Source organism: Phytohabitans kaempferiae, assembly GCF_042433955.1.
GTDB classification, from domain to species: domain Bacteria; phylum Actinomycetota; class Actinomycetes; order Mycobacteriales; family Micromonosporaceae; genus Phytohabitans; species Phytohabitans kaempferiae.
The window spans coordinates 116843-136480 of sequence record NZ_JBHLUH010000003.1 but is presented as its reverse complement, the minus strand read 5'-3'; the positions used below and the strand labels follow the sequence as shown (position 1 = coordinate 136480).

Genomic DNA, 19638 nt, shown 5'->3' with positions numbered 1-19638 from the left:
CGACGCCGGGAAGTCCGCCGACTCCACACTGGACGCCGTCGCCGGCTTGTTCAGCGCGAGGTTGCCGCCCTGCGGAGGCGGACCGCTACTGCCGAAACTGAACGAGTCGATGTCGAACAGGCTCCCCGCGCCGCCGGTGAAGACCATGAACAGGTTGTGCGTACCGGACGGCGGCGTGACCGTGCCGGTGACGTTTGCCCAGGTCTCCCAGCCGCCGGTCGGGGCGACCGTCGCGGTGCCGACGACCGGGCCGGTAGCCGAGCCGGTCCGCAGGGTGATCGTCCCGCCCACGCCGGCCGAGGCGACCCGCGCGGTGAACGACGTGGCCCCGGTCAGGTTGTACGGATTGAACGAGATCCAGTCGCCGTTTTCGATGTATCCGATCGCGCTGCCACCGTTCGCGGAGGGCTTGGCGACCACCGTCGTGCCCTGCTGGGCGCTGTAGTGCTCGGCCTGCCGGGCGCGCGGCTGGAGGACCGCCTGTGGCGCGTAGACCGGCGTGGTCGAGCCCACCGGGAGGTACTCGGCGGCGATCACGCCGAAGATGTTGGCGTTGGCGTCGTGCTCACCATCCACAGTGGTCTGGATCGTGCCCGAGCAGCCGGTGGCGCTGGTCATCGGATGGCCGTGGCTGTCGTGCCCGAGGATGTAGTTGATCTTTACTCGACTACAGTCGACGGTCGGCGCGTTCGGGTCGCTGACCGTGACCTGATACGGGATGGCGTCACCGAAGTTGAACAGCCGCCCGTTCAAGGGCTGGTTGAGCGTGACCGTCGGCCGGCCGACCCCGATCACCACGCTCGCCGTGGAGCTGCGGCCCGTGTTGTCGGTCACCGTCAACGTCGCGGTGAACTCGCCGTTGCTCGTGTACGTGAACGACGGGTTGGCGGCGGTCGAGTCGGTGCTGCCGTTCGTGGTGAAGTCCCACGCGTAGCTGATCGGATCGCCGTCCGGGTCGCTCGACCCGGCCGAGCTGAACTGCACGGTCAGCGGCGCGTTTCCGCTGATCGGATTGGCGTTGGCGATCGCGATCGGGGCGCGGCCGCCGCCGGTGTGGTATTCGATCCGGTAGACGGCCGAGTTGGCGTCGCCGCCAAACCAGCCCGTGCCGTAGTCGAGCACGTAGAGCGCGCCGTCCGGCCCGAACTCCAGGTCCATCACCTGCGTGCCGGTGTACGCCGGGAACGCTTCGATCGTGCCGACCCCACCGCTCGCGGTCACGGTGGCCGTCTTGATCCACCGCCGGCCGAACTCGCCGAGGAACACCTTGCCGTTCATCGACGCGGGGAACTTCACGTCCGAGGCGAGCGCGGCGCTGTAGTTGTAGACCGGGCCGCCCATCGGCGACAGGCTGCCGCAGCAGAGCGCCGGCGGGTCCTGCCCGCCCCCGTACGGCAGCCACGCCGCCCGCGACGCCGGGAGCTGAGTGATGCCGGTGTTGTTGGGCGAGTTGTTCACCGGGCCGCCGGTGCAGTTGAACGCGGCGCCCGACGGTCCGGACGGGAACGTGAAGTCGATGTACGGCGTGTTGTAGTTGGAGCAGTACGGCCAGCCGTAGAAGCCGGGTTGCGTGATCCGCTCGAACGACACGTTGCCGGCCGGTCCCCGCGTCGAGCTGCTGGTGCCGGCGTCCGGCCCGTAGTCGCCCAGGTAGACCGCGCCGGTCGCCTTGTCGACGCTCATCCGGAACGGGTTGCGGAAGCCCATCGCGTAGATCTCGGGTCGCGTGTTGGCCGTGCCGGGCGCGAACATGTTGCCGGCTGGGATCGTGTAACCGCCACCGGCGCTCGGCCTGATCCGCAGCACCTTGCCGCGCAGGTCGTTGCTGTTGCCGGAGGTGCGCTGCGCGTCGTACGCCGGATTGCGGTCGGTCCGCTCGTCGATCGGCGTGTAGCCGCTGGAGTCGAACGGGTTGGTGTCGTCGCCGGTGGAGAGGTACAGGTTGCCGGCCGCGTCGAAGTCGATGTCACCGCCGACGTGGCAGCACATGCCACGGCTGGTCGGTACGTCGAGGATCGTGACCGCCGACTGCGCGTTGAGCGTGAAGTCGGCGTTGACCGTGTACCGGGCCAGCCGGTTCACGCCGTTGAACGGGGCGAACTGGGCCGGCGTGCCGGTCGACGGCGCGTCCCCGGCCGGGGTCGAGAGCGGCGGGGCGTAGAAGACGTAGACCCACCGGTTCGAGGCGAAGTTGGGGTCCGCCTTGATGCTTTGCAGGCCCTCCTCGTCGTGCGTGTACACCGGGATGTTCAGCGCGACCTTCGTGTTGCCGACCGGGTCGGTGTAGCGGACCGTGCCGTCCCGCGAGGTGTGCAGCACGCCCCGGTTGGGCAGCACGGTGAGGCCCATCGGCTCGCCGACCTCGGCTACGCCCTTCGCGAGCGTGACCTGCGAGTAGCCGGCCTGCGGGTTGCCGGTGCCACCGCAGTTGCCGGTGCCCTGGGCCGCGTACCGGATGCCGCCGAGCAGGTGCGTACGGAAGTTGGCCTCGCTGAAGCTCTCGATGGTGTGGCCCATGCCGGTGTACCAGGAGCGGCCGCCGTCGTAGCCCCGGCACCACGCGATGGGGTGGTCGCCGCCCATCGAGCCGCCGGTGTACGTGCTCTCGTCGAGCGTCGCGAGCACGTGGGTCTGCGAGCGGGGATTGGTCCGGTAGTTGTACCACTCGTCGTTGCGCGGCCACGCGGTCGGCAGCCCGGCGGTCGACGGATGGGTCGTGTCCTCGATCCGTACGGTGGCGTTCTGGATCGCGGGGTGACTGGCGAAGTACGCCCCGACCAGGCCGCCGTACCAGGGCCAGTCGTACTCCGTGTCGGCCGCCGCGTGCACGCCGACGTATCCGCCGCCGGCCCGGATGTAGTTCTCGAACGCGGTCTGCTGGCTGGCGTTGAGCACGTCGGCCGTGGTGGAAAGCCAGATCACCGCCTGAAAGCGGGCGAGGTTGGCGGCGGTGAACTGGGCCGCGTCCTCAGTGGTCTCGACGGTGAAGTTCTGCTGGGCGCCGAGCTGCTGGATCGCGGCGATGCCGGCCGGGATCGAGTCGTGGCGGAAGCCCGCCGTCTTGCTGAAGATCAGCACGTTGAAGTCGGCTGCGGCCTGCGCCGGGACGGTGGTGAAGCCCACTGCCGCCATCACGAGGGCAAGGCAGAAGGCCAATCTTCGGAACATGATCGGTGCTCTCGCTTCCTGTCGCACTGGTCCAGACAGGGCGTGCGCCGATCACGCCAATGACACTGAGACTGACCTCGTTGATGCACGGGACTTCATCAGCGACATCGTGCCGAAATACTGCACCGACACAGATGTAACAGTCAATAGGTTGCCGGCAGCAACCTATTGACGACCTTCGCCGGCCGGACAGCCAGCGCCATTACAGAAAATCGCACGGCGCCATTACACAAAATTCGAGGTGACCCGCCTCGCGGGAGCGCGACCTAGGGCAGGAGGAGTTCGTCGCCGGGGCGGGCATCCTCCCCCGCGCGCCGGATGTGGTCCTTGGCCTCGCGCCTGCCGGACACCGAGCCACCGCCGACCTGGCAGCGCTCGTACGGCACGACCGCCTCGGCCGCCGCCGGTACGACCGCCCCGGTGGCGGCCACCGCGCGCGCCTGACGCCAGGGCATCGCGCGCGTCGTGTGGTCTTCGATCCGGATCGCGGTCGCGTGCGTCACGCCGACCGGTGCACCGGAGCGGTGTGTCACCGGTGCGCGAAAGAGGCTTCCGGCGTGCGACGAACGACTCTCCACGCCACCGGAGCGATTGTGAGAGCCGCCCGGGTCCGATGTGGACCCGGGCGGCTCCGGTGTCAGTACCGGTAGTGGTCGGCCTTGTACGGCCCCTCGACATCGACGCCGAGGTATTCGGCCTGCTTCTTGGTGAGCCTGGTCAGCCGCACACCGAGCGCGTCGAGGTGCAGCCGGGCCACCTTCTCGTCCAGGTGCTTCGGCAACGTGTAGACCTCGACCTGGTACTCGCCGGGCTTGGTGAACAGCTCGATCTGGGCCATCACCTGGTTGGTGAACGAGTTGGACATCACGAAGCTGGGGTGACCGGTCGCGTTGCCCAGGTTCATCAGGCGGCCCTCGGAGAGCACCAGGATCGCGTGCCCGTCCGGGAAGAGCCACTCGTGCACCTGCGGCTTCACCTCGGTCTTCACGATGCCTGGCACGCGCGCGAGCCCGGCCATGTCGATCTCGGTGTCGAAGTGGCCGACGTTGGCGACGATCGCGTTGTGCTTCATCCGGGCCATCTGGTCGGCCATGATGATGTCGGTGCCGCCGGTCGTGGTGATGAAGACATCGGCCTGCTCCACCACGTCGTCCAGCTCGACGACCTGAAGGCCCTCCATCGCCGCCTGGAGCGCGCAGATCGGGTCGATCTCGGTGACGACGACCCGCGCGCCCTGGCCGCGCAGTGCCTCGACGGCGCCCTTGCCGACGTCGCCGAAGCCGCACACCACCGCGAGCTTGCCGCCGAGCATCACGTCGGTGGCCCGGTTGAGACCGTCCACCATGGAGTGGCGGATGCCGTACTTGTTGTCGAACTTGGACTTCGTCACCGAGTCGTTGACGTTGATCGCCGGGAAGAGCAGCCGCCCCTCGCGGGCCAGCTTGTAGAGCCGCCCGACGCCGTTGGTGGTCTCCTCGGAGACGCCCCGGACCTCGGCCGCCATCCTGGTGAACCGCTGGCCGTCGGCCGCCAGGCTGGACCGCAGCACGTCGAGGATCAGCCGGTACTCCTCGTGGTCGTCGACCTCCGGCTGCGGCACCGCGCCCGCCTTCTCGAACTCGACTCCCTTGTGCAGGAGCAGCGTGACGTCACCGCCATCGTCGACGATCATGTTTGGCCCCTGGCCGTCGCCGAAGTCGAACAGCTGCATCGTGCACCACCAGTACTCCTCCAGCGTCTCGCCCTTCCAGGCGAAGACCGGAGTGCCGGACGGCTGCTCGGGCGTCCCCTCCGGACCGACGACGACCGCGGCCGCCGCCTCGTCCTGTGTGGAGAAGATGTTGCAGGAGACCCAGCGCACCTGGGCGCCGAGCGCGACCAGCGTCTCGATCAGCACGGCCGTCTGGATCGTCATGTGCAGCGAGCCGGCGACCCGCGCGCCGCGCAGCGGCTGCTGGTCGGCGAACTCCCGCCGGATCGCCATCAGGCCGGGCATCTCCTGCTCGGCGAGGCGCATCTGGTGCCGGCCGAAATCGGCCAGCGACAGATCGCGCACCGCGAACTCGACACCGTTGAGCTTTTGGATGGACAACGACATGGGAAGAGGACACCTCCTCTGACGGAGGCGCCCTTCCAACAACTGGAAACCGGGTCGAGCGTGGCGGGCATCGCGCCCGTTGCAGCGCCTCTCGACCGGCCCGTCCACCATAACCCCGGACCCGCCGCCCGCGCGACGGGTCCGGAGTGCCGATGCCCCTATCGCATCGCTGGCGCGCCTTCCGCCGCCGGCGCCGGCTCGCTGGCCGCCAGTTCGTGGCGGAGCTTCTCGCCTTCGACGTCGACGTTGGGCAGGATCCGGTCGAGCCAGCGCGGCAACCACCACGCGGAGCGGCCGAGCAGCGTCATCACCGCAGGCACGATCGCCATCCGTACGACGAACGCGTCGAAGAGGATCGCTACCGCGAGCGCGAAGCCGATCGACTTGATCAGCGACTCGTGGGAAAGGATGAAGCCGGCGAAGACGCTGATCATGATGATCGCCGCCGCCGTCACGACCCGCGCCCCGTGGCCGAAGCCGGTGACCACCGCCTCGGTCGGCTTGGCGCCGTGCACGTACTCCTCCCGCATGCGAGTCACCAGGAAGACCTGGTAATCCATCGCGAGGCCGAACACGATGCCGACCAGCAGCACCGGCAGCAGCGACATGATCGGGGCGGTCTCCTCGACCCCGAAGAGCCCGGACAGCCAGCCCCACTGGAAGACCGCCACCACCGCGCCGAACGTGGCGACCACCGAGAGCAGGAAGCCGAGCGTCGCCTTGAGCGGCACCACGATCGACCGGAACACGAGCGCGAGCAGTACGAAGGCCAGCCCGACCACCACCGCGAGGTACGGCACGAGCGCGGCGCCCATCCGCGAGGAGACGTCGATGTTCATGGCGGTCTGGCCGGTCACGTACAGGTCGCCCGGCACGGCCTCATCGGCGTCCCGGATCGCCCCGACCAGATCCTCGGTGGCGGCGCTGCTCGGCGCGCTGGCCGGGATCACGGTCAGCAGCGCGGTCTCGCCGGTCTGGTTGAACACCGGCGGGACGACCGCGACCACGTCCGGCAGCGCCTGGATCGTGGCGGCGGCGCCCTCGGCCACGCCCTGCGGGTCGGTGCTGCCGGCCCCGTCGACCACCACGGTCAGCGGGCCGTTGAAGCCGGGGCCGAAGCCCTGGCTGAGCAGGTCGTACGCCTTGCGCTGAGTCGTGTCCGGCGCGGCGGTGCCGTCGTCCGGCAGGCCGAGGCGCAGGCTCAGTGCGGGCACCGCGATCACGCCCAGGGCGAGCACCGCGACCGCCAGCACCGCCGCCGGCCGCCGGGTGACGAAGCGGGCCCATCGGGTACCGGCGGTGGGCTTGCCGTTGCCGGCGGTCTCCGGATCGCGGCCGCGCCGGCCCATGATCCGCCGACCGGCGAAGCCGAGGAGAGCGGGGAGCAGCGTGAGCGCGATGAGTACGGCGACGACCACAGTGGACGCCGCGGCGAGCCCCATCTCGGTGAGCAGCGGGATGTTCACCACCGCGAGCGCGGCCAGCGCGATCACCACGGTCAGCCCGGCGAACACCACGGCGGAGCCGGCCGTGCCCACCGCGCGTCCCGCGGCCTCCTCGCCCTCGCGGCCCACGGCCAGCTCATGGCGGTACCGGGAGACGATGAACAGCGCGTAGTCGATGGCGACCGCCAGGCCCAGCATCAGCGCGAGGATCGAGGTGGTCGACGCCATCTCGACGAAGCCGCTGACGATCATGATGCCCGCGATGCCGATGCCGATCCCGATGATGGCGGTCAGCAGCGGCAGCCCGGCCGCGACCAGCGACCCGAAAGTGATCACCAGGACGAGCGCGGCGACGACGATGCCCAGCACCTCGGTCGCCGAGGTCTCCACCGGCGGCTGGAGCGCGTCACCGCCCATCTCCACGGTCAGCCCGGCTGCGCGGGCCGGCTCGGCGGCGGCGCGCAGCGCGTCCCGCGAGGCGTCGGTGATGTCCATGCCCTGCACCGTGTACGTCACCTGGCTGTACGCGACCGTGCCGGTCGGGTTGACGCCGCCGGTCTGGTACGGGTCGGTGACCCCGCCCACCTGGGGCGCCGTCTGGAGTGCGGCGACCGTCTCCGCGATCGCGGCCTGGCTGGCCGGGTCGGTCAGCGACTGGCCGGACGGGGCGGCGAAGACCACGCGCGCCGTCGCACCGCCCGCGCCAGCCTGCGGAAACCGCTCGCCCAGCAGGTCGATGGCCTTCTGCGACTCGGTCCCGGGCACGGTGAACGACGTGGAGGTCGGCCCCGACAGGGTCAGCGCGCCCGTGCCGAACGCGGCCAGCAGCGCCAGCCACAGCACCAGGACGAGCCGCCGGCGACGGTACGAGAACCGCGCTAACCGGTACAGATAGGTTGCCATGGGACATGTCTCCCTGTGATGAGGGCGTGCGTGATCTGCCCCGCCATCGATTCGCCGGCTGGGGCCGCGTGCGATCTGGAGTTAGCGGAGCGGCTCGCGCAGCCCTGCGGCGAGCTGGTCGAATGCCTCGGTCAGCAGGTCGGCGAGGCTACGGCCGGTTTTGTCGGTGCGGGACACCTCGATCGCCGCGATCAGCGCCGCGTGCAGGCTGGCGGTGAGCAGGCGCGGGTACAGGTCGCGGTCGGGGTCGGTGCCTGAGCGCTCGGCCAGCGCCTCGACGAGGCTGTGCCCGACCTCCTCCTTCAACGCGTCCCTGTGCGTGGAGAGGGCCGGGCTGTTGTCCATCAACCCCATGCACGTGGCGAGCTGGTCGATACTGTCGACGCTGGTGGCGATCAGCTCGTCGGCGACCTGCCGCATCGCCTCCATCGCCGACTCGGCGGCCGGCCGGGCCCGGATCGCGGCCACGACCTCGCGGACGAGGTCCCACATCGCGGCGAGGATGGCCTCTTCCTTGTTGGCGAAGTAGTTGTGGAACGTGCGCGGCGACACCCCGGCCGCCTCGGCGATCGCCTCGGCGGTCACGTGCTCCACGCCGCGCTCCTGCGCCAGGCGGATCGCCGCGTCGGCCAGGGCCGCCCGCGTCGCCGCCTTCTTACGCTCGCGCAGTCCGGTGTCGCTCACCTCGCCGACGGTAGCAAAGTTGCCGGGCGCCAGCAAAATTGCTGACGCCCGGCAAGATTGAGGAACGGCTCACGCCGGCGGTGGGTCAGATGCCGATGTTCGCCTGCGGTCCGGCGTACTGGCGCAGCAGCGCGGGCACGTCGGCCGCGTTGTGCAGCGTGTACGAGTAGAAGCTGCTCGGGTTGAACGCCGAACCCTTCGACGTCACCTTGCCGGAGTCCCACGGGCTGTTGACCCGGATGTTGCCCCGGTTGACCAGCTCGCCGGCCTCGACGTAGTACGGGTTACGGACGTTCTCGAAGTAGCTGTTCTCGATGACCGCCTTGGTCAGCCCGCGCACGTAGTTGCCGTACGAGGCGCAGTTCTGGAGGTAGTTGTTGTAGAAGTGCGCGTACGCGATGTTGTCGGCGCTCGGGTTGCGCGTACGCGTGTTCTGGAACCAGTTGTGGTGGATCGTCATCCGCGCGGTCACGTTTTCGGTCCAGCCGATGCCGAAGGTCTTGTTGTTGTCGACCAGGTGGTTCCACGACACGGTCAGGTTCGTCGTGTCCTTGCGGCTGTCGATGAGACCGTCGTTCATCCGGGAGAGCCGGTTGTGGTCGATCCAGATCCGGTTGGCGGTGTCCATCTGGATCGCGTCGTAGTCGTACGCGTCGTCATCCGGGTCGTCGTCCGGCATCAGCGTGTCACGGATGGTCAGGTTTCGGATGATCACGTTGCTGACCCCGGCGCCCAGGAAGAAGCCGCCGCCCACGATGTGCCCGCTGGTGCCGACCCCGATGATCGTCTTGTTGGAGGCGACCCGCAGTTCGGTGCCCTTCGGGCTGATGTTGATCGTGTTGGCGACCCGAATCACGTACGGCGCGCTCGCCGTCACGTACTGGTTGAGCTGCGACTGGTTGGTGACCGTCACGGTCTGCCCGCCGGCGCCGCCCGTGACGCCCTGGGCAAAGCCGTCCGGCACGTTCGAGTACGGCGTCCCGCCCGGTGGCGGCGTGGTCGGGTTGGGGTTGGGGTTACCGCCGACCTGGTTGAACAACCACTGCATCCGAGCGATGTCCGAACACGCTTCCTGAATGATCGGATTATTGCCCGCCGTCGAGCCATCCTTGTCACTCACACACATCCCGCTCGACGCACTCGCGATGGTGAACTTCCCAGAAGCCGCACTCGACGCCGCAAACGACCACCGCTGATTCACCTTCGTACCATCACCACAGCCCCACTGCTGAAGCTGCGCCCCCGAACCAGTCCCAGAAGGCACATCCGCACAACGCGTACTATTCACATTCACGAGATTGAAACCACCAGCCGACGACGACACCACACGCCACTGCTGCCGCGTCACACCAGCAGAACAAGCCGCCTGCTGAAGCAGACCACCATTAGCCGTCGAACCGCCCGCAACCTCCAAACACTTGCCAGACGCCGCGACCGCCAGCGTGTAAACACCACCATTGGCCGGAATCGCCGCACTCGCCGGCAACACCGACACCGCGACGATGGCGGCCGGCACCACCAGAGCCACGGCGATGCCCAGGGTCAGACGTTTGGACATGCGCATCCTTTCTTCGCACAGGAAAGGCCGTCCGCGTGCGAAGGAACCGTCGCGCCGGCCGTCGGGAGATGGCTGTATGGAGTAGCCGCCGCTGGGCGCGTCTGGTGGCTCCTGCCGGTGCGGGGCGAGGCCCAGGAGCGGTCCGGCCTGTCGCACGTGGCCGTTGTCCGGTGGGCCGGTCGCCGTCTGGGGCTCGCCACAGCCCCGGCAGAGATCCGCCAGATGCGCCCGAGCCCGGACAGGCGACGAAACTGGAGACGGCGGTTGCCCAGCCACCGATCCCAGTCGATGCGTACCTGAGGCTATGTCACGCCACACCGTTATGTCAATCGATGAAACAAACCCCGTGGGCTGGGGTTTCTATCGCTCTTCCGGCCACAGCGGGGCAGGCGGCGGCTGACCGAGGCCGCGACCGCCGCCGAGGCGCGGAGGCTAGTGAGTCGTCGGCTGGTGCACCAGCCACGTCGCGGGGTGCTGACGGATCTGGTCGATCGACGTCAACGCGGCACCGATGACCGCGGCGTCGGGGCCGAGGATGGCCGGCCGGAGCGTGATGGGTGCCCAGTCGGTCGTGAGGACGCGCCGGTTGATTTCGGCGCGGGCGTTGGCGGTCAGCCAGGACGCGAGGAGGGCGAAGCTGCCGCCCAGCAGCACCGTGTCGATGTCGAGGATGTTGAGTACGTCGGAGAGGGCGATGCCGAGCGCCACGCCGGCCGTGTCGAGCGCGTCGAGAGTGGCCGGGTCACCGGCGTCGGAGCGGGTCAGGATGGCGGCGTCGGGCGTGACTCCGGTGGGCACCGGCTCGTCGCCGAGGATCGCCTCCAGGCTCGCGTACGTGTGGAGGCAGCCACGGGCGCCACACGGGCAGACCTTGCCGTCGGGGTACACCGTGACGTGTCCCAGCTCGCCGCTCCAGCCCCGCATCCCGCGCAGCAACTGTCCATCGAGGACGATGCCGGCCCCGATCCCGAGGCCGCCGGAGACGTAGACGAAGCCGCTGAGCGTGTTCTCGCTCGCGTACAGCTCGCCGAGCGCGGCGAGGTTGGCCTCGTTCTCCACGCGTACCGGCAGCTCCAGGTGCTGGATCGCGTTGCGCAGCAGGGCGCCGGCGTCGACGTCGCGCCAGCCGAGGGCCGGTGCCGACCGCACCACGCCGGCGTCCACCGGTCCGGGTACGGCGAGCGTGGCGGTCACCACCGTGAGGTTTTCCGCCGCGATGGCGTCGATCGCCGCGTCCGCCATGCGGGCGACGTCGGCGAGGATGGCGTCCGCGGTGCGGCCGGCGTACGGCGAGGGCGCGAAGGCGAGGTGGCGCACGTTGCCGGTCAGGTCGACGACGCACGCCGCCAGCCCGTCCCCCCGGATGTCGAGGCCCAGCCCGGCCGGCCCCCGGTCGGAGAGTGTGAGCCCGACGCGCGGCCGGCCGGCGCGACCGTCGTGGGCGATGCCGGTCTCGGTGATGAGCTGCCCGGCGAGGAGGTCTTCGACGATGCGCGTGATGGTGGGACGGGTCAGGCTGGTGGCCGCCGCCAGCTCGGTGCGGGAGATGGGATGGGCCGCGGCGACGATGTGCCGGAAGACAAGTTCGAGGTTGATGGTGCGCAGGCTCTCCTGCCGGACCGGCTCTGCGCGCTGGCGAGGGCTGCTCGGCCGAATCGGAGTGGTCATGGCGCCTGCCGGGCGGAGTCGGCGAGCGCGGCGGCCGCGGCCGGGGCCAGCGGGCCGTCCACCACGGCGATCACCAACCGCCGCTCGATCGCCTCGTCCGGCCCGAGGACCAGCGGCTCGTCCCAGGTGAGCGAGGAGCCCACCCCCAGGTAGTCACGGGCGCGGACGAACCACCGGTCGCGCGCGGTGGTCTCGTCGCCGGGCGTGAAGAGCACCGTCCACATGCCACCGCCGGTGACGCCGGTGACCGCGAGCCAGTCGGCCGTGCCACCGTGTACGGACCGCACGTCCGCTCCCGCCGGGCTGAGGATGTGCGCGCTGTCGACGGCGGCGCCCCGCCAGAAGAAGCCGCCGTATCCGGCGCCGGGCCGCCCCTGCGCGGCGGGGCTGCGGATGGTCAGCGGCCCGCCGGTGGCGTTGGTCAGCCGCGTGTGCGTGGTCAGCGCCCAGGCGGTCTCGCCGAGCGGACGGCAGGCGATCGTGCGAAGCTCGTGCAGCAGCGCGGCGCCGTGCGCGTCGGCCCACCGCAGCTGGTGTGCCAGCTCGTCGGTGGTGTGCCGCAGCCACCGCTGGTGGTGCTGGATGCCGTGGTTGTCGAGCCAGGCGGGGCCGTGCCCGGCCACGAAGGTGCGCCCGCCCCAGAAGTTGCGCCCGCCCACGTCGGGCGCGGCGATGCTGATGCCGAACTGGTGCCGGTGCGAGTCGGGCCCCGCATCGGTGACCGTGCTCCCGCCGAGCGTGCGTACGGGATGCAGGTAGGGGCGCGGGGACATGGCCAGCGGCAGGTCGGGCTGCCACACGTACCGCGCGACCTCGCGACCGTCGACCCGCAGCGTGGCCGTGTGTGGCCGGTCGGACAGCGCCGGTGGCCGTACGCCAGGACCCGCCATCGTCACCTCGCCGTCTCTCGTCGCCAGGCCCGCACCGGTCTCCGATCGCGGCGGCGCGTGGCCGGCCCGGACGGCGGCGATGCCGGGGACGGCCCGGCGGCTGGCGGTCACAGCGGCCACTCGTCGTCGGGCGGTGCCGTCGCGACCCGACCGGCGATGTCGGCGACCTCTCGGGAGCGTAGCCGGCCGTCCGCCACCACCGTGATGATACGGCGACGCAGCGCGGTGCCCGAGCCGACGACGAGCGGCTGGTCCCAGGCGAGCGAGGAGCCCACGCCGGCGTAGTCGCGGCTGCGTACGAACCAGAGATCGGCACGGTGCGCGGGCCCGGTGGATACGAAGATCAGTGTCCACGGCTCGGTGGCCCCGCCGGTCAGCGCCAGCCACGGTGTCCGCCGGCCGTGCAGGCGCCGCTCGCCGGTGCGGTCCGGCCCGAGTACCTGCACTCGCCGGTCGCCGCGCCGCGCCCGCCAGAAGAAGCCGCCGTATCCGGCACCGGGGCGGCCGTTCGTCGCCGGACTGGCGAAGGCGAGCGGCTCCCCGGTCACGTTGGTCAGCTCGAAGCCGAAGTCGAGCGCCCAGGCCCGGTCGCTTATCGGCAGGGCGGCGATGCGGCGCCGCTCGCGTACCAGATCGGTGCCGGCCGGACCGATCCACCGCAGCTCGTGGTGAACGGCGCTGGCGTCCCGCGCGGCCCACCGGTGGTGGCGCTGCGTGCCGTGGTTGGGCAGGTGCACCGGTCCGCGCCCCGGTACGAACGTGCGCCCGCCCCAGAAGTTCGCCCCGCCCACGTCGGCGACCGCGACGCTCACGCCGAGGTGGTGCAGGTGGTCGGCGGGCATCGACTCGGTGACCTCGGTGCCGCCGAGCGTGCGTACCGGATGGAGGAACGGTCGGGGCGACATGCTCTCCGGCAGGGCCGGCTGCCAGGCGTACTCGGCGACCGGACGGTCGCCCAGGCGCAGGCTGATCGTCTCGGTCGAGGTCATGTGTCGGCGCCCGTGACGTGCAGCGGCCCCACCTCGGCGGCGCCGCCTGGTCCGGCTGCCGGGGGCGCGGTCGCGAAGAGGCCGAGCGTCGCGCCGACCCAGTGCCTGGCGGTCGCGGTGAACGGCGGACCCACCGGGCGGAGCGGCTCCGGACCGACCGCGGCGAGGAAGCGGCACTCCCCGCCCGGGCCGACCTCGACGCCCACGCCGACCGACTCGCCCGCGAGCGGCTGTGCCACCGCGGCGTCCACCTCGGACTCACCGGCCCTCGCGGCACGGTGCACCAGCGCGGTGCCGTCCGCCGTGCGTTCCAGCCCGATCCAGGCGTAGCTGTGACCCACCACCGCGAGGCCGGCCCGTGCGCCGGCCAGGGCGGCGGTGAGCCGCAGCGTGGTAGTGGCCCGAAACCGCTCGGCGGGCAGCCGCTGGCCCAGCAGGTTGGGGAGCTGGCGCAGGTCACCGGCCGCGTCGCTGAGCACGCACGGCAGCCGCAGCCCGCGTCCCGGATCGAGGCACCACCATCCGGGCTGGGGGTTGCCTGCCCACGCCCACTGCGGTCCGAGCCCCGGGCCGGCGAAGTCGTCACCGGTGGCGGGCGCGGCGAGGGGGCCGGCGGCGACGTCCGGCTTGGCGTACGAGAGGACGGGCTGGCCGGCCGGCTCCCCCAGCTCGGGCCAGCCGTCGACCCACCGCATCGGTTGCAGGTGCACGACCCGGCCGTACGCGCCCTTGTCCTGGAAGTGCAGAAACCAGTCCTGCCCGCGCGCGGTGGTCACCCACGCGCCCTGGTGCGGCCCGTTGACCGGGGTATCGCCCTGGGCCAGCACGACGCGGTCCTCGTACGGCCCGAAGACGTGCCGGGACCGGAACACCGACTGCCAGCCGTGGGCAACGCCGCCGGCCGGCGCGAAGATCCAGTACCAGCCGTCGCGCCGGTAGAACTTGGGCCCCTCCAGCGTGCGGTAGCCGGGCAGCGCGTCGCCGTCGACGACGTACCGGCCGGCGTCCAGCAACGCGGTGCCGTCCTGGCTCATCCGGTGGCAGGTGAGCTTGTTGTTGAAGCCGGCCCGGCTCTTCGCCCAGGCGTGCACCAGGTACGCGGAGCCGTCGTCATCCCACAGTGGACAGGGGTCGATCAGCCCTCGCCCCGGCTTGAGCAGGTGCGATCGACTCCACGGGCCGGCCGGGTCGGTCGCGGTGACGACGAAGACGCCTCGGTCGGGGTCGGGATAGAAGATCCAGTACCGCCCATCGTGGTGCCGGATGGCCGGCGCCCAGACCCCGCATCCGTGCCGCGGCGCGCGGAACGCCTCCTCCGGCTCCAGCCGGTTCAGCGCGTGGCCGATGATCGACCAGTTGACCAGGTCACGGCTGTGCAGGATCGGCAGCCCCGGTACGCGGTGGAAGCTGGACGCGACGAGGTAGAAGTCGTCGCTGACCCGGATCACGTCGGGGTCGGACCAGTCCGCGTGCAGCACCGGATTGCGGTATGTGCCGTCCGCGTTGTCCGCGACCCACGGCGGCAGCGGCGCTGCCTCCACAGTGGTCATCGCAGTGGCACACCGAGGTCGTCCAGCCGTACCGCCTGGCCGGTGCGAAGTGACTCGTTGCCGGCCACGCCGACCAGCACGCTGGCCGCGCCGTCGAGGTAGCCGGCCGCCCGGCCCAGCGGGTCGTCGCCCGGGCCGTGGAACACGTCGTCGAGCAGCATCGCGTCGCCCCCGCCGTGCCCTCCCCGGCCCTCCGGGATCGGCACCTGCTCGGCCCGTTTCCAGTGGCGCTGGAGCAGCAGCCGCGAGCCCCGTTCCCGATGGGGGTCTTCGGTGGCGCTCGGGTCGACGGCCGCGCCGGGCGTGACGTGCCCGCGCTCGACGACGTCCAGCTCGATCCGCCCCCCGGTGCCGTTGATCGCGACGCGGTATCCCTCCCACGGGCTGTGTGCGTGCAGCGTGTACGACATCGACGCGCCGCGGCGGTAGCCCACCACGACGTTGAGGTTGTCTTCGATGGTGATCCCCCCGGAGAAGACGTCACGGTCGCGGATGTAGCCGTCCAGGTGCTCCCCGTCGCGGTACAGCTCACGGAGCTTGTCGTCGGCGGCGATGTCCAGCCCGAACGGGTCACCGGTGGCGTCCCGGCTCCGCTCCGGGCGCGCCCCGAGCCCTCGCCGGCGGGCGTTGTCAGCGCCGTAGAAGCGCAGGCCGCCCCGGGCGAACACCACCTCCGGCAGGTCGGCGAGCCACCAGTTGACCAGGTCGAAGTGGTGGCTCGCCTTGTGCACGAGCAGCCCGCCCGAGACCGCCTTCTCCCGGTGCCACCGGCGGAAGTAGTCGGCGCCGTGCAGCGTGTCCAGGCACCACTCGAACGCGACCGAGGTCACCTCCCCGATCGCCCCTTCGGTGAGGAGCTGGCGGACGAGCGAGTTGCGCGGCGAGTACCGGTAGTTGAAGGTGACGGTCAGCCGGCGCTCGCTGGCGGACAGCGCCTCGTGGATCTCGTTGAGCCCGGCGGCGTCGGTCGTCATGGGCTTTTCCACGACCGCGTCCGCGCCGTGCCGCAGCGCCGCTCCGGCGTATCCGGCGTGGGTCGCGTCCGGCGAGGTCACGATCACCACGTCGGGCCGCTCCTTCGCCAGCAGCGTGTCGAAGTCGGCCGGCGCGTAGTGCGGCAGCGCCAGGTCGGGGCGCGCCTCCCGCACGAGGCGGTCGTGAAAGGCCATCCGCACCTCGTTGGTGTCGCAGAACGCCACCGGCAGCCCGGCCTCCGCGTGCGAGCCGAGCAGCGCGCCGAGGTACATCTGGGAGCGGGAGCCGGTGCCCACCAGCGCGTAACGTCTCATTTCAACCCCGTGGTGGCTATGCCCTTGACCAGGTACTTCTGGCCGGCGATGAAGAATCCGATGACCGGTGCCAGCGACAGGAACGACATGGCGAACATCTGCCCCCACTGCGACTGCCCCTCCGAGTCGATGAACTGTCGCAGCGCCAGCGGCACCGTGTACAGCTCGGAGTCGGTCAGGTAGATGAGCGGGCCGAAGAACTCGTTCCACACCGAGATGAACGTGAAGATCGCCGTGGTGGCGAACGCCGGCAGGCACAGCGGCATGATGACGCTCCAGAAGGTGCGAAACGGCCCGCAGCCGTCGATCCGCGCCGCGTCGTCGAGCTCGCGCGGCAGCGACCGCATGAACTGCACCATCAGGAAGATGTAGAAAGCGTTGGTGGCGAGGAAGTTCGGCACCAGCAGCGGGTAGTACGTGTTGATCCAGTCGAGCTTGGCGAAGACGATGTACTGCGGCACCAGCAGCACGTGGCCGGGGAGCATCATCGTGCCGAGCATCAGCGCGAAGAAGAGCTTGCGGCCGGTGAAGTTGAGGCGGGCGAAGCCGTACGCCGCCAGCGAGCAGGAGATCAGGTTGCCGATGATGCTCAGCACCACGATCACAAACGAGTTGACCAGGTAGACCGTGAAGGGGTGCTCCAGCGCGACCCAGCCGTCGGGGTAGTTGCTCAGGTCCCACTCGGCCGGCCACAGCGACAGGTCGGTGAAGATGAGCCGGCTGGGCTTGAGCGAGCTGGAGAGCATCCACAGCAACGGATACATCATGACCGCGCCGACGACGCACAGCAGCACGTGCCGGGCAAACCTGGATCGGAGCATCGGCATGGTGAGACCTCAGTTGTCGTAGAAGACCCAGTACTTGGCGGCCAGGAAGTTGAGCGCGGTGAACACGGCGATGATGACCAGCAGCATCCAGGCCATGGCGGCGGCGTAGCCCATGTTGAACTGCGAGAACCCCTGCTGGTACAGGTAGAGGTTGTAGAACATCGTGGAGTCCGCCGGCCCGCCGGTGCCGCCGCTCATGATGAATCCCTGCGTGAAGGTCTGAAACGACGAGATCAGCGACTGGATCAGGTTGAAGAAGATGATCGGGCTGAGCAGCGGCAGCGTGACCGAGCGAAACTGGCGCCATTTCGACGCGCCGTCCACGGACGCCGCCTCGTAGTACATCGTGGGGATCTGCCGCAGCCCGGCCAGGAAAATCACCATCGGCGAGCCGAAGGTCCAGATGTGCAGCACGATCAGCGTGGTGAGCGCGTAGTCCGGATCGGACGTCCATCCTGGACCGTCGATGCCAAACCAGCCGAGGAACGCGTTGACGACGCCGTCGAGCCCGAAGATGTAGCGCCACAGCAGCACCACCGCGACGCTCCCGCCGAGCAGCGAGGGGAGGTAGAAGATCGCCCGATAGACGGGGAGCCCGCGCACGCCCTGGTTGAGCAGCATCGCCACACCGAGCGCCACCACCAGCGACAGCGGCACCGAGACGAAGGTGTAGATGAACGTCACCTTCAACGACTGGCGCAGCAGCGGATCCCGGTACATCTCCTGGAAGTTCTCCAGACCGATCCACTGTGGAGCATTGAGCAGGTTGTAGTCGGTGAAGGCGAGATACAGCGAGGCTACAAACGGGATGACCGTGAAGAGCATCCCGATGAACCAGGGCAGCAGGAAGAGATAGCCGGCCCGGTCCTTGCGCCGCTTGGCCCGCCCCGGCGTCGGTGCGGGCCGCGCGGCTGGGGGCGCGGGGAGTACGACCCTCGTAGTGGTGGTCACTTGCCCAGGGCTTTCCGCCCTGCGTCGATGAAGGTCTTCGCGGCCTGCTGCGGGGTCTGTCGCTTGAACTCCACCTCGGCGGCGAGCGACTCGAGGCTGGAGGCGATCTTGCTCGATCCGGGCGGATACGTGAAGGAGCGCGGCAACTGCTCCTTCTGGAGCGCGCCGAGGTACTCGGTGGCCACCTGGTCGTCCGGGCTCAGCGTCGACTTGATCTGCTCGGCGACGGCCGTGCTGGGCGGTACGCCCCGGGTCGTGCCGGTGGCCTTCGACGCCTCGACGTCATTGACCAGGAAGTCGAGCAGCTTGAGCGCCTCCTCCTTGTGCTTGGACTGGGCGGCCACCGACCACAGGTGCGGGCAGTCGACGGACTGACCCCGCCGCGCCCCCTGCGTCTCGCCCGGGATGCGGAGCAGCGCGAGGTTGCCGCCCGCCGCCGCGTTGTACGCGAGGAAGTTGTTGGTCGGGATGATCTGCGATGCGATCGAGCCCTTGGCCAGGTAGGACTGGTCGGCCGAGGCGCCCAGCTTCTCGATGAAGCCGGCCGGCGGGAAGCCACCTTCCGCCCGCATCGCCTCGATCATCCCGAACCAGGCGGCCACGGTCGCCTCGCTCACCCCGAGCGCGCCGTCCTCCGTGTAGAAGTCCTCGCCGCGCTGCCGGGTGAAGACGATGAAGTTGGCCAGTGTGAACGCCTCGAAGTTGGTGCCGTAGACCTTGCCTCCGCTGGCCTTGGTCACGTCGCGGGCGAAGGTGGCCAGGTCGTCCCAGCTCCAGGTGTTGCCGTCCGGGATCGCCACGCCGAACTTCTCGGTGAGCGTCTTGTTGACCACGAAACCGACCGCGTTGAGGCCGGCCGGCACGCCGTACGTCTTGTCGCTCACCGCGGCCAGCGCCTTCGCGTTGTCGCTCAGCCCCGACAGGTCGACCGCGCCGGCATGCTGGCCGAGGTCGAGCAGGGCGCCGCGGTCGGCGTACTCGCGGAGGCTGTCCATGCGCATCGCCATCACATCCGGCGGGTCGCCGGCCGCGAACCGCGTGGCCAGCTTGTCCTTGTACGGCCCGCTGTCCTGATACTCGATCTTGACGGTCACGCCGGCGTTCTTCTGCTGGAAGATGTCCAGGGCGGCCTGCGTCTTCTCGGCGCGCTTGGCGTCGCCCCACCAGACCATGTTGAGCTGTACGGCACCGCCCTCGGGCTCGTCGTCACCGCCGCCGAAGCCCCGGCCGCAGGCGGCGAGCCCCATGCCGAGGCCGGTGAGCCCGGCCGCCTTCAGCAGGTTTCGACGGTTCAGGGCAGCTTCTATTTTCATGGGCCGAATGTCCCTTCAGGAGTGTGGCCAACCGGGCGCCGCAGCGCATGCGCGAGCAGGGGGTATTCACGACGAACCGGGGGCCGTCGAGGCGACCCCTGGGCAACCGGGTCGGGCAGACGCCCCGGTAGGGAGATGGGCGAAGAGTTAAACCGCTCGATGAACGTTACGATCGAATTTCGGGTTACGTCAACCCGAGAAACAAAAGTTGCTCGATCTTCGCCCGCGACCGGTCAGCTCGTGCTCAGGGCGCAGGGCCCGCGGTGACGACCGCGCGGAAGGGGTCCGCCGGGTCGCGTTCGTCG

General features: G+C 70.0%; 14 protein-coding genes. All 14 read right to left on the bottom strand.

Features of this window, described 5'->3' with window-relative positions; genetic code table 11:
- A partial coding sequence (locus tag ACFFIA_RS01060) for a ThuA domain-containing protein (RefSeq protein WP_377243828.1) occupies positions 1–3168 on the bottom strand: 3168 nt, incomplete at its 3' end.
- A 266-nt stretch (positions 3169–3434) separates the two neighbouring features.
- A complete protein-coding gene (locus ACFFIA_RS01055; RefSeq protein ID WP_377243825.1) occupies positions 3435–3671 on the bottom strand; it encodes a hypothetical protein in 237 nt (78 codons plus the stop codon).
- A gap of 134 nt (positions 3672–3805) precedes the next feature.
- A complete protein-coding gene (gene ahcY / locus ACFFIA_RS01050) occupies positions 3806–5266 on the bottom strand; it encodes an adenosylhomocysteinase (RefSeq protein ID WP_377243822.1) in 1461 nt (486 codons plus the stop codon).
- A 158-nt stretch (positions 5267–5424) separates the two neighbouring features.
- Entirely contained in the window at positions 5425–7614 is a 2190-nt protein-coding gene (locus ACFFIA_RS01045) for an MMPL family transporter (protein ID WP_377243819.1), read from the bottom strand.
- 81 nt (positions 7615–7695) lie between these two features.
- Positions 7696–8298 carry a TetR/AcrR family transcriptional regulator gene (locus ACFFIA_RS01040; RefSeq protein ID WP_377243816.1) on the bottom strand — a complete coding sequence of 201 codons (603 nt, stop codon included), beginning with the start codon at positions 8296–8298 and terminating at the stop codon, positions 7696–7698.
- 85 nt (positions 8299–8383) lie between these two features.
- Positions 8384–9856 carry an RICIN domain-containing protein gene (locus tag ACFFIA_RS01035; protein WP_377243813.1) on the bottom strand — a complete coding sequence of 491 codons (1473 nt, stop codon included), beginning with the start codon at positions 9854–9856 and terminating at the stop codon, positions 8384–8386.
- Positions 9857–10288: 432 nt separating this feature from the next.
- Positions 10289–11524 (bottom strand): ROK family protein, encoded by a 1236-nt coding sequence (locus ACFFIA_RS01030; RefSeq protein WP_377243810.1) that lies wholly within the window; start codon positions 11522–11524, stop codon positions 10289–10291.
- Complete coding sequence (locus ACFFIA_RS01025; protein ID WP_377243807.1) at positions 11521–12525, bottom strand: DUF6807 domain-containing protein; 1005 nt, start codon at positions 12523–12525, stop codon at positions 11521–11523. The genes ACFFIA_RS01030 and ACFFIA_RS01025 overlap by 4 nt, the downstream gene beginning before the upstream one ends.
- Complete coding sequence (locus tag ACFFIA_RS01020) at positions 12522–13403, bottom strand: DUF6807 domain-containing protein (protein ID WP_377243804.1); 882 nt, start codon at positions 13401–13403, stop codon at positions 12522–12524. Before ACFFIA_RS01020 ends, ACFFIA_RS01025 begins: the two co-directional genes overlap by 4 nt.
- Entirely contained in the window at positions 13400–14953 is a 1554-nt protein-coding gene (locus ACFFIA_RS01015) for a glycoside hydrolase family 43 protein (RefSeq protein ID WP_377243801.1), read from the bottom strand. Before ACFFIA_RS01015 ends, ACFFIA_RS01020 begins: the two co-directional genes overlap by 4 nt.
- A complete protein-coding gene (locus ACFFIA_RS01010) occupies positions 14950–16242 on the bottom strand; it encodes a Gfo/Idh/MocA family protein (protein WP_377243799.1) in 1293 nt (430 codons plus the stop codon). Before ACFFIA_RS01010 ends, ACFFIA_RS01015 begins: the two co-directional genes overlap by 4 nt.
- On the bottom strand, positions 16239–17069 hold the full coding sequence (locus tag ACFFIA_RS01005; protein WP_377243796.1) for a carbohydrate ABC transporter permease: 831 nt from the start codon (positions 17067–17069) through the stop codon (positions 16239–16241). Before ACFFIA_RS01005 ends, ACFFIA_RS01010 begins: the two co-directional genes overlap by 4 nt.
- 9 nt (positions 17070–17078) lie before the next feature.
- A complete protein-coding gene (locus ACFFIA_RS01000) occupies positions 17079–18020 on the bottom strand; it encodes a carbohydrate ABC transporter permease (RefSeq protein WP_377243793.1) in 942 nt (313 codons plus the stop codon).
- On the bottom strand, positions 18017–19333 hold the full coding sequence (locus ACFFIA_RS00995; protein ID WP_377243790.1) for an ABC transporter substrate-binding protein: 1317 nt from the start codon (positions 19331–19333) through the stop codon (positions 18017–18019). The genes ACFFIA_RS01000 and ACFFIA_RS00995 overlap by 4 nt, the downstream gene beginning before the upstream one ends.
- Positions 19334–19638 lie beyond the last annotated feature (305 nt).

Coding starts and splice junctions, on each gene's coding strand:
- ahcY (WP_377243822.1), bottom strand. CDS start 5,266: ATGTCGTTGTCCATCCAAAAGCTCAACGGTGTCGAGTTCGCGGTGCGC.
- ACFFIA_RS01045 (WP_377243819.1), bottom strand. CDS start 7,614: ATGGCAACCTATCTGTACCGGTTAGCGCGGTTCTCGTACCGTCGCCGG.
- ACFFIA_RS01035 (WP_377243813.1), bottom strand. CDS start 9,856: ATGTCCAAACGTCTGACCCTGGGCATCGCCGTGGCTCTGGTGGTGCCG.
- ACFFIA_RS01030 (WP_377243810.1), bottom strand. CDS start 11,524: ATGACCACTCCGATTCGGCCGAGCAGCCCTCGCCAGCGCGCAGAGCCG.
- ACFFIA_RS01020 (WP_377243804.1), bottom strand. CDS start 13,403: ATGACCTCGACCGAGACGATCAGCCTGCGCCTGGGCGACCGTCCGGTC.
- ACFFIA_RS01015 (WP_377243801.1), bottom strand. CDS start 14,953: ATGACCACTGTGGAGGCAGCGCCGCTGCCGCCGTGGGTCGCGGACAAC.
- ACFFIA_RS01010 (WP_377243799.1), bottom strand. CDS start 16,242: ATGAGACGTTACGCGCTGGTGGGCACCGGCTCCCGCTCCCAGATGTAC.
- ACFFIA_RS01005 (WP_377243796.1), bottom strand. CDS start 17,069: ATGCCGATGCTCCGATCCAGGTTTGCCCGGCACGTGCTGCTGTGCGTC.
- ACFFIA_RS00995 (WP_377243790.1), bottom strand. CDS start 19,333: ATGAAAATAGAAGCTGCCCTGAACCGTCGAAACCTGCTGAAGGCGGCC.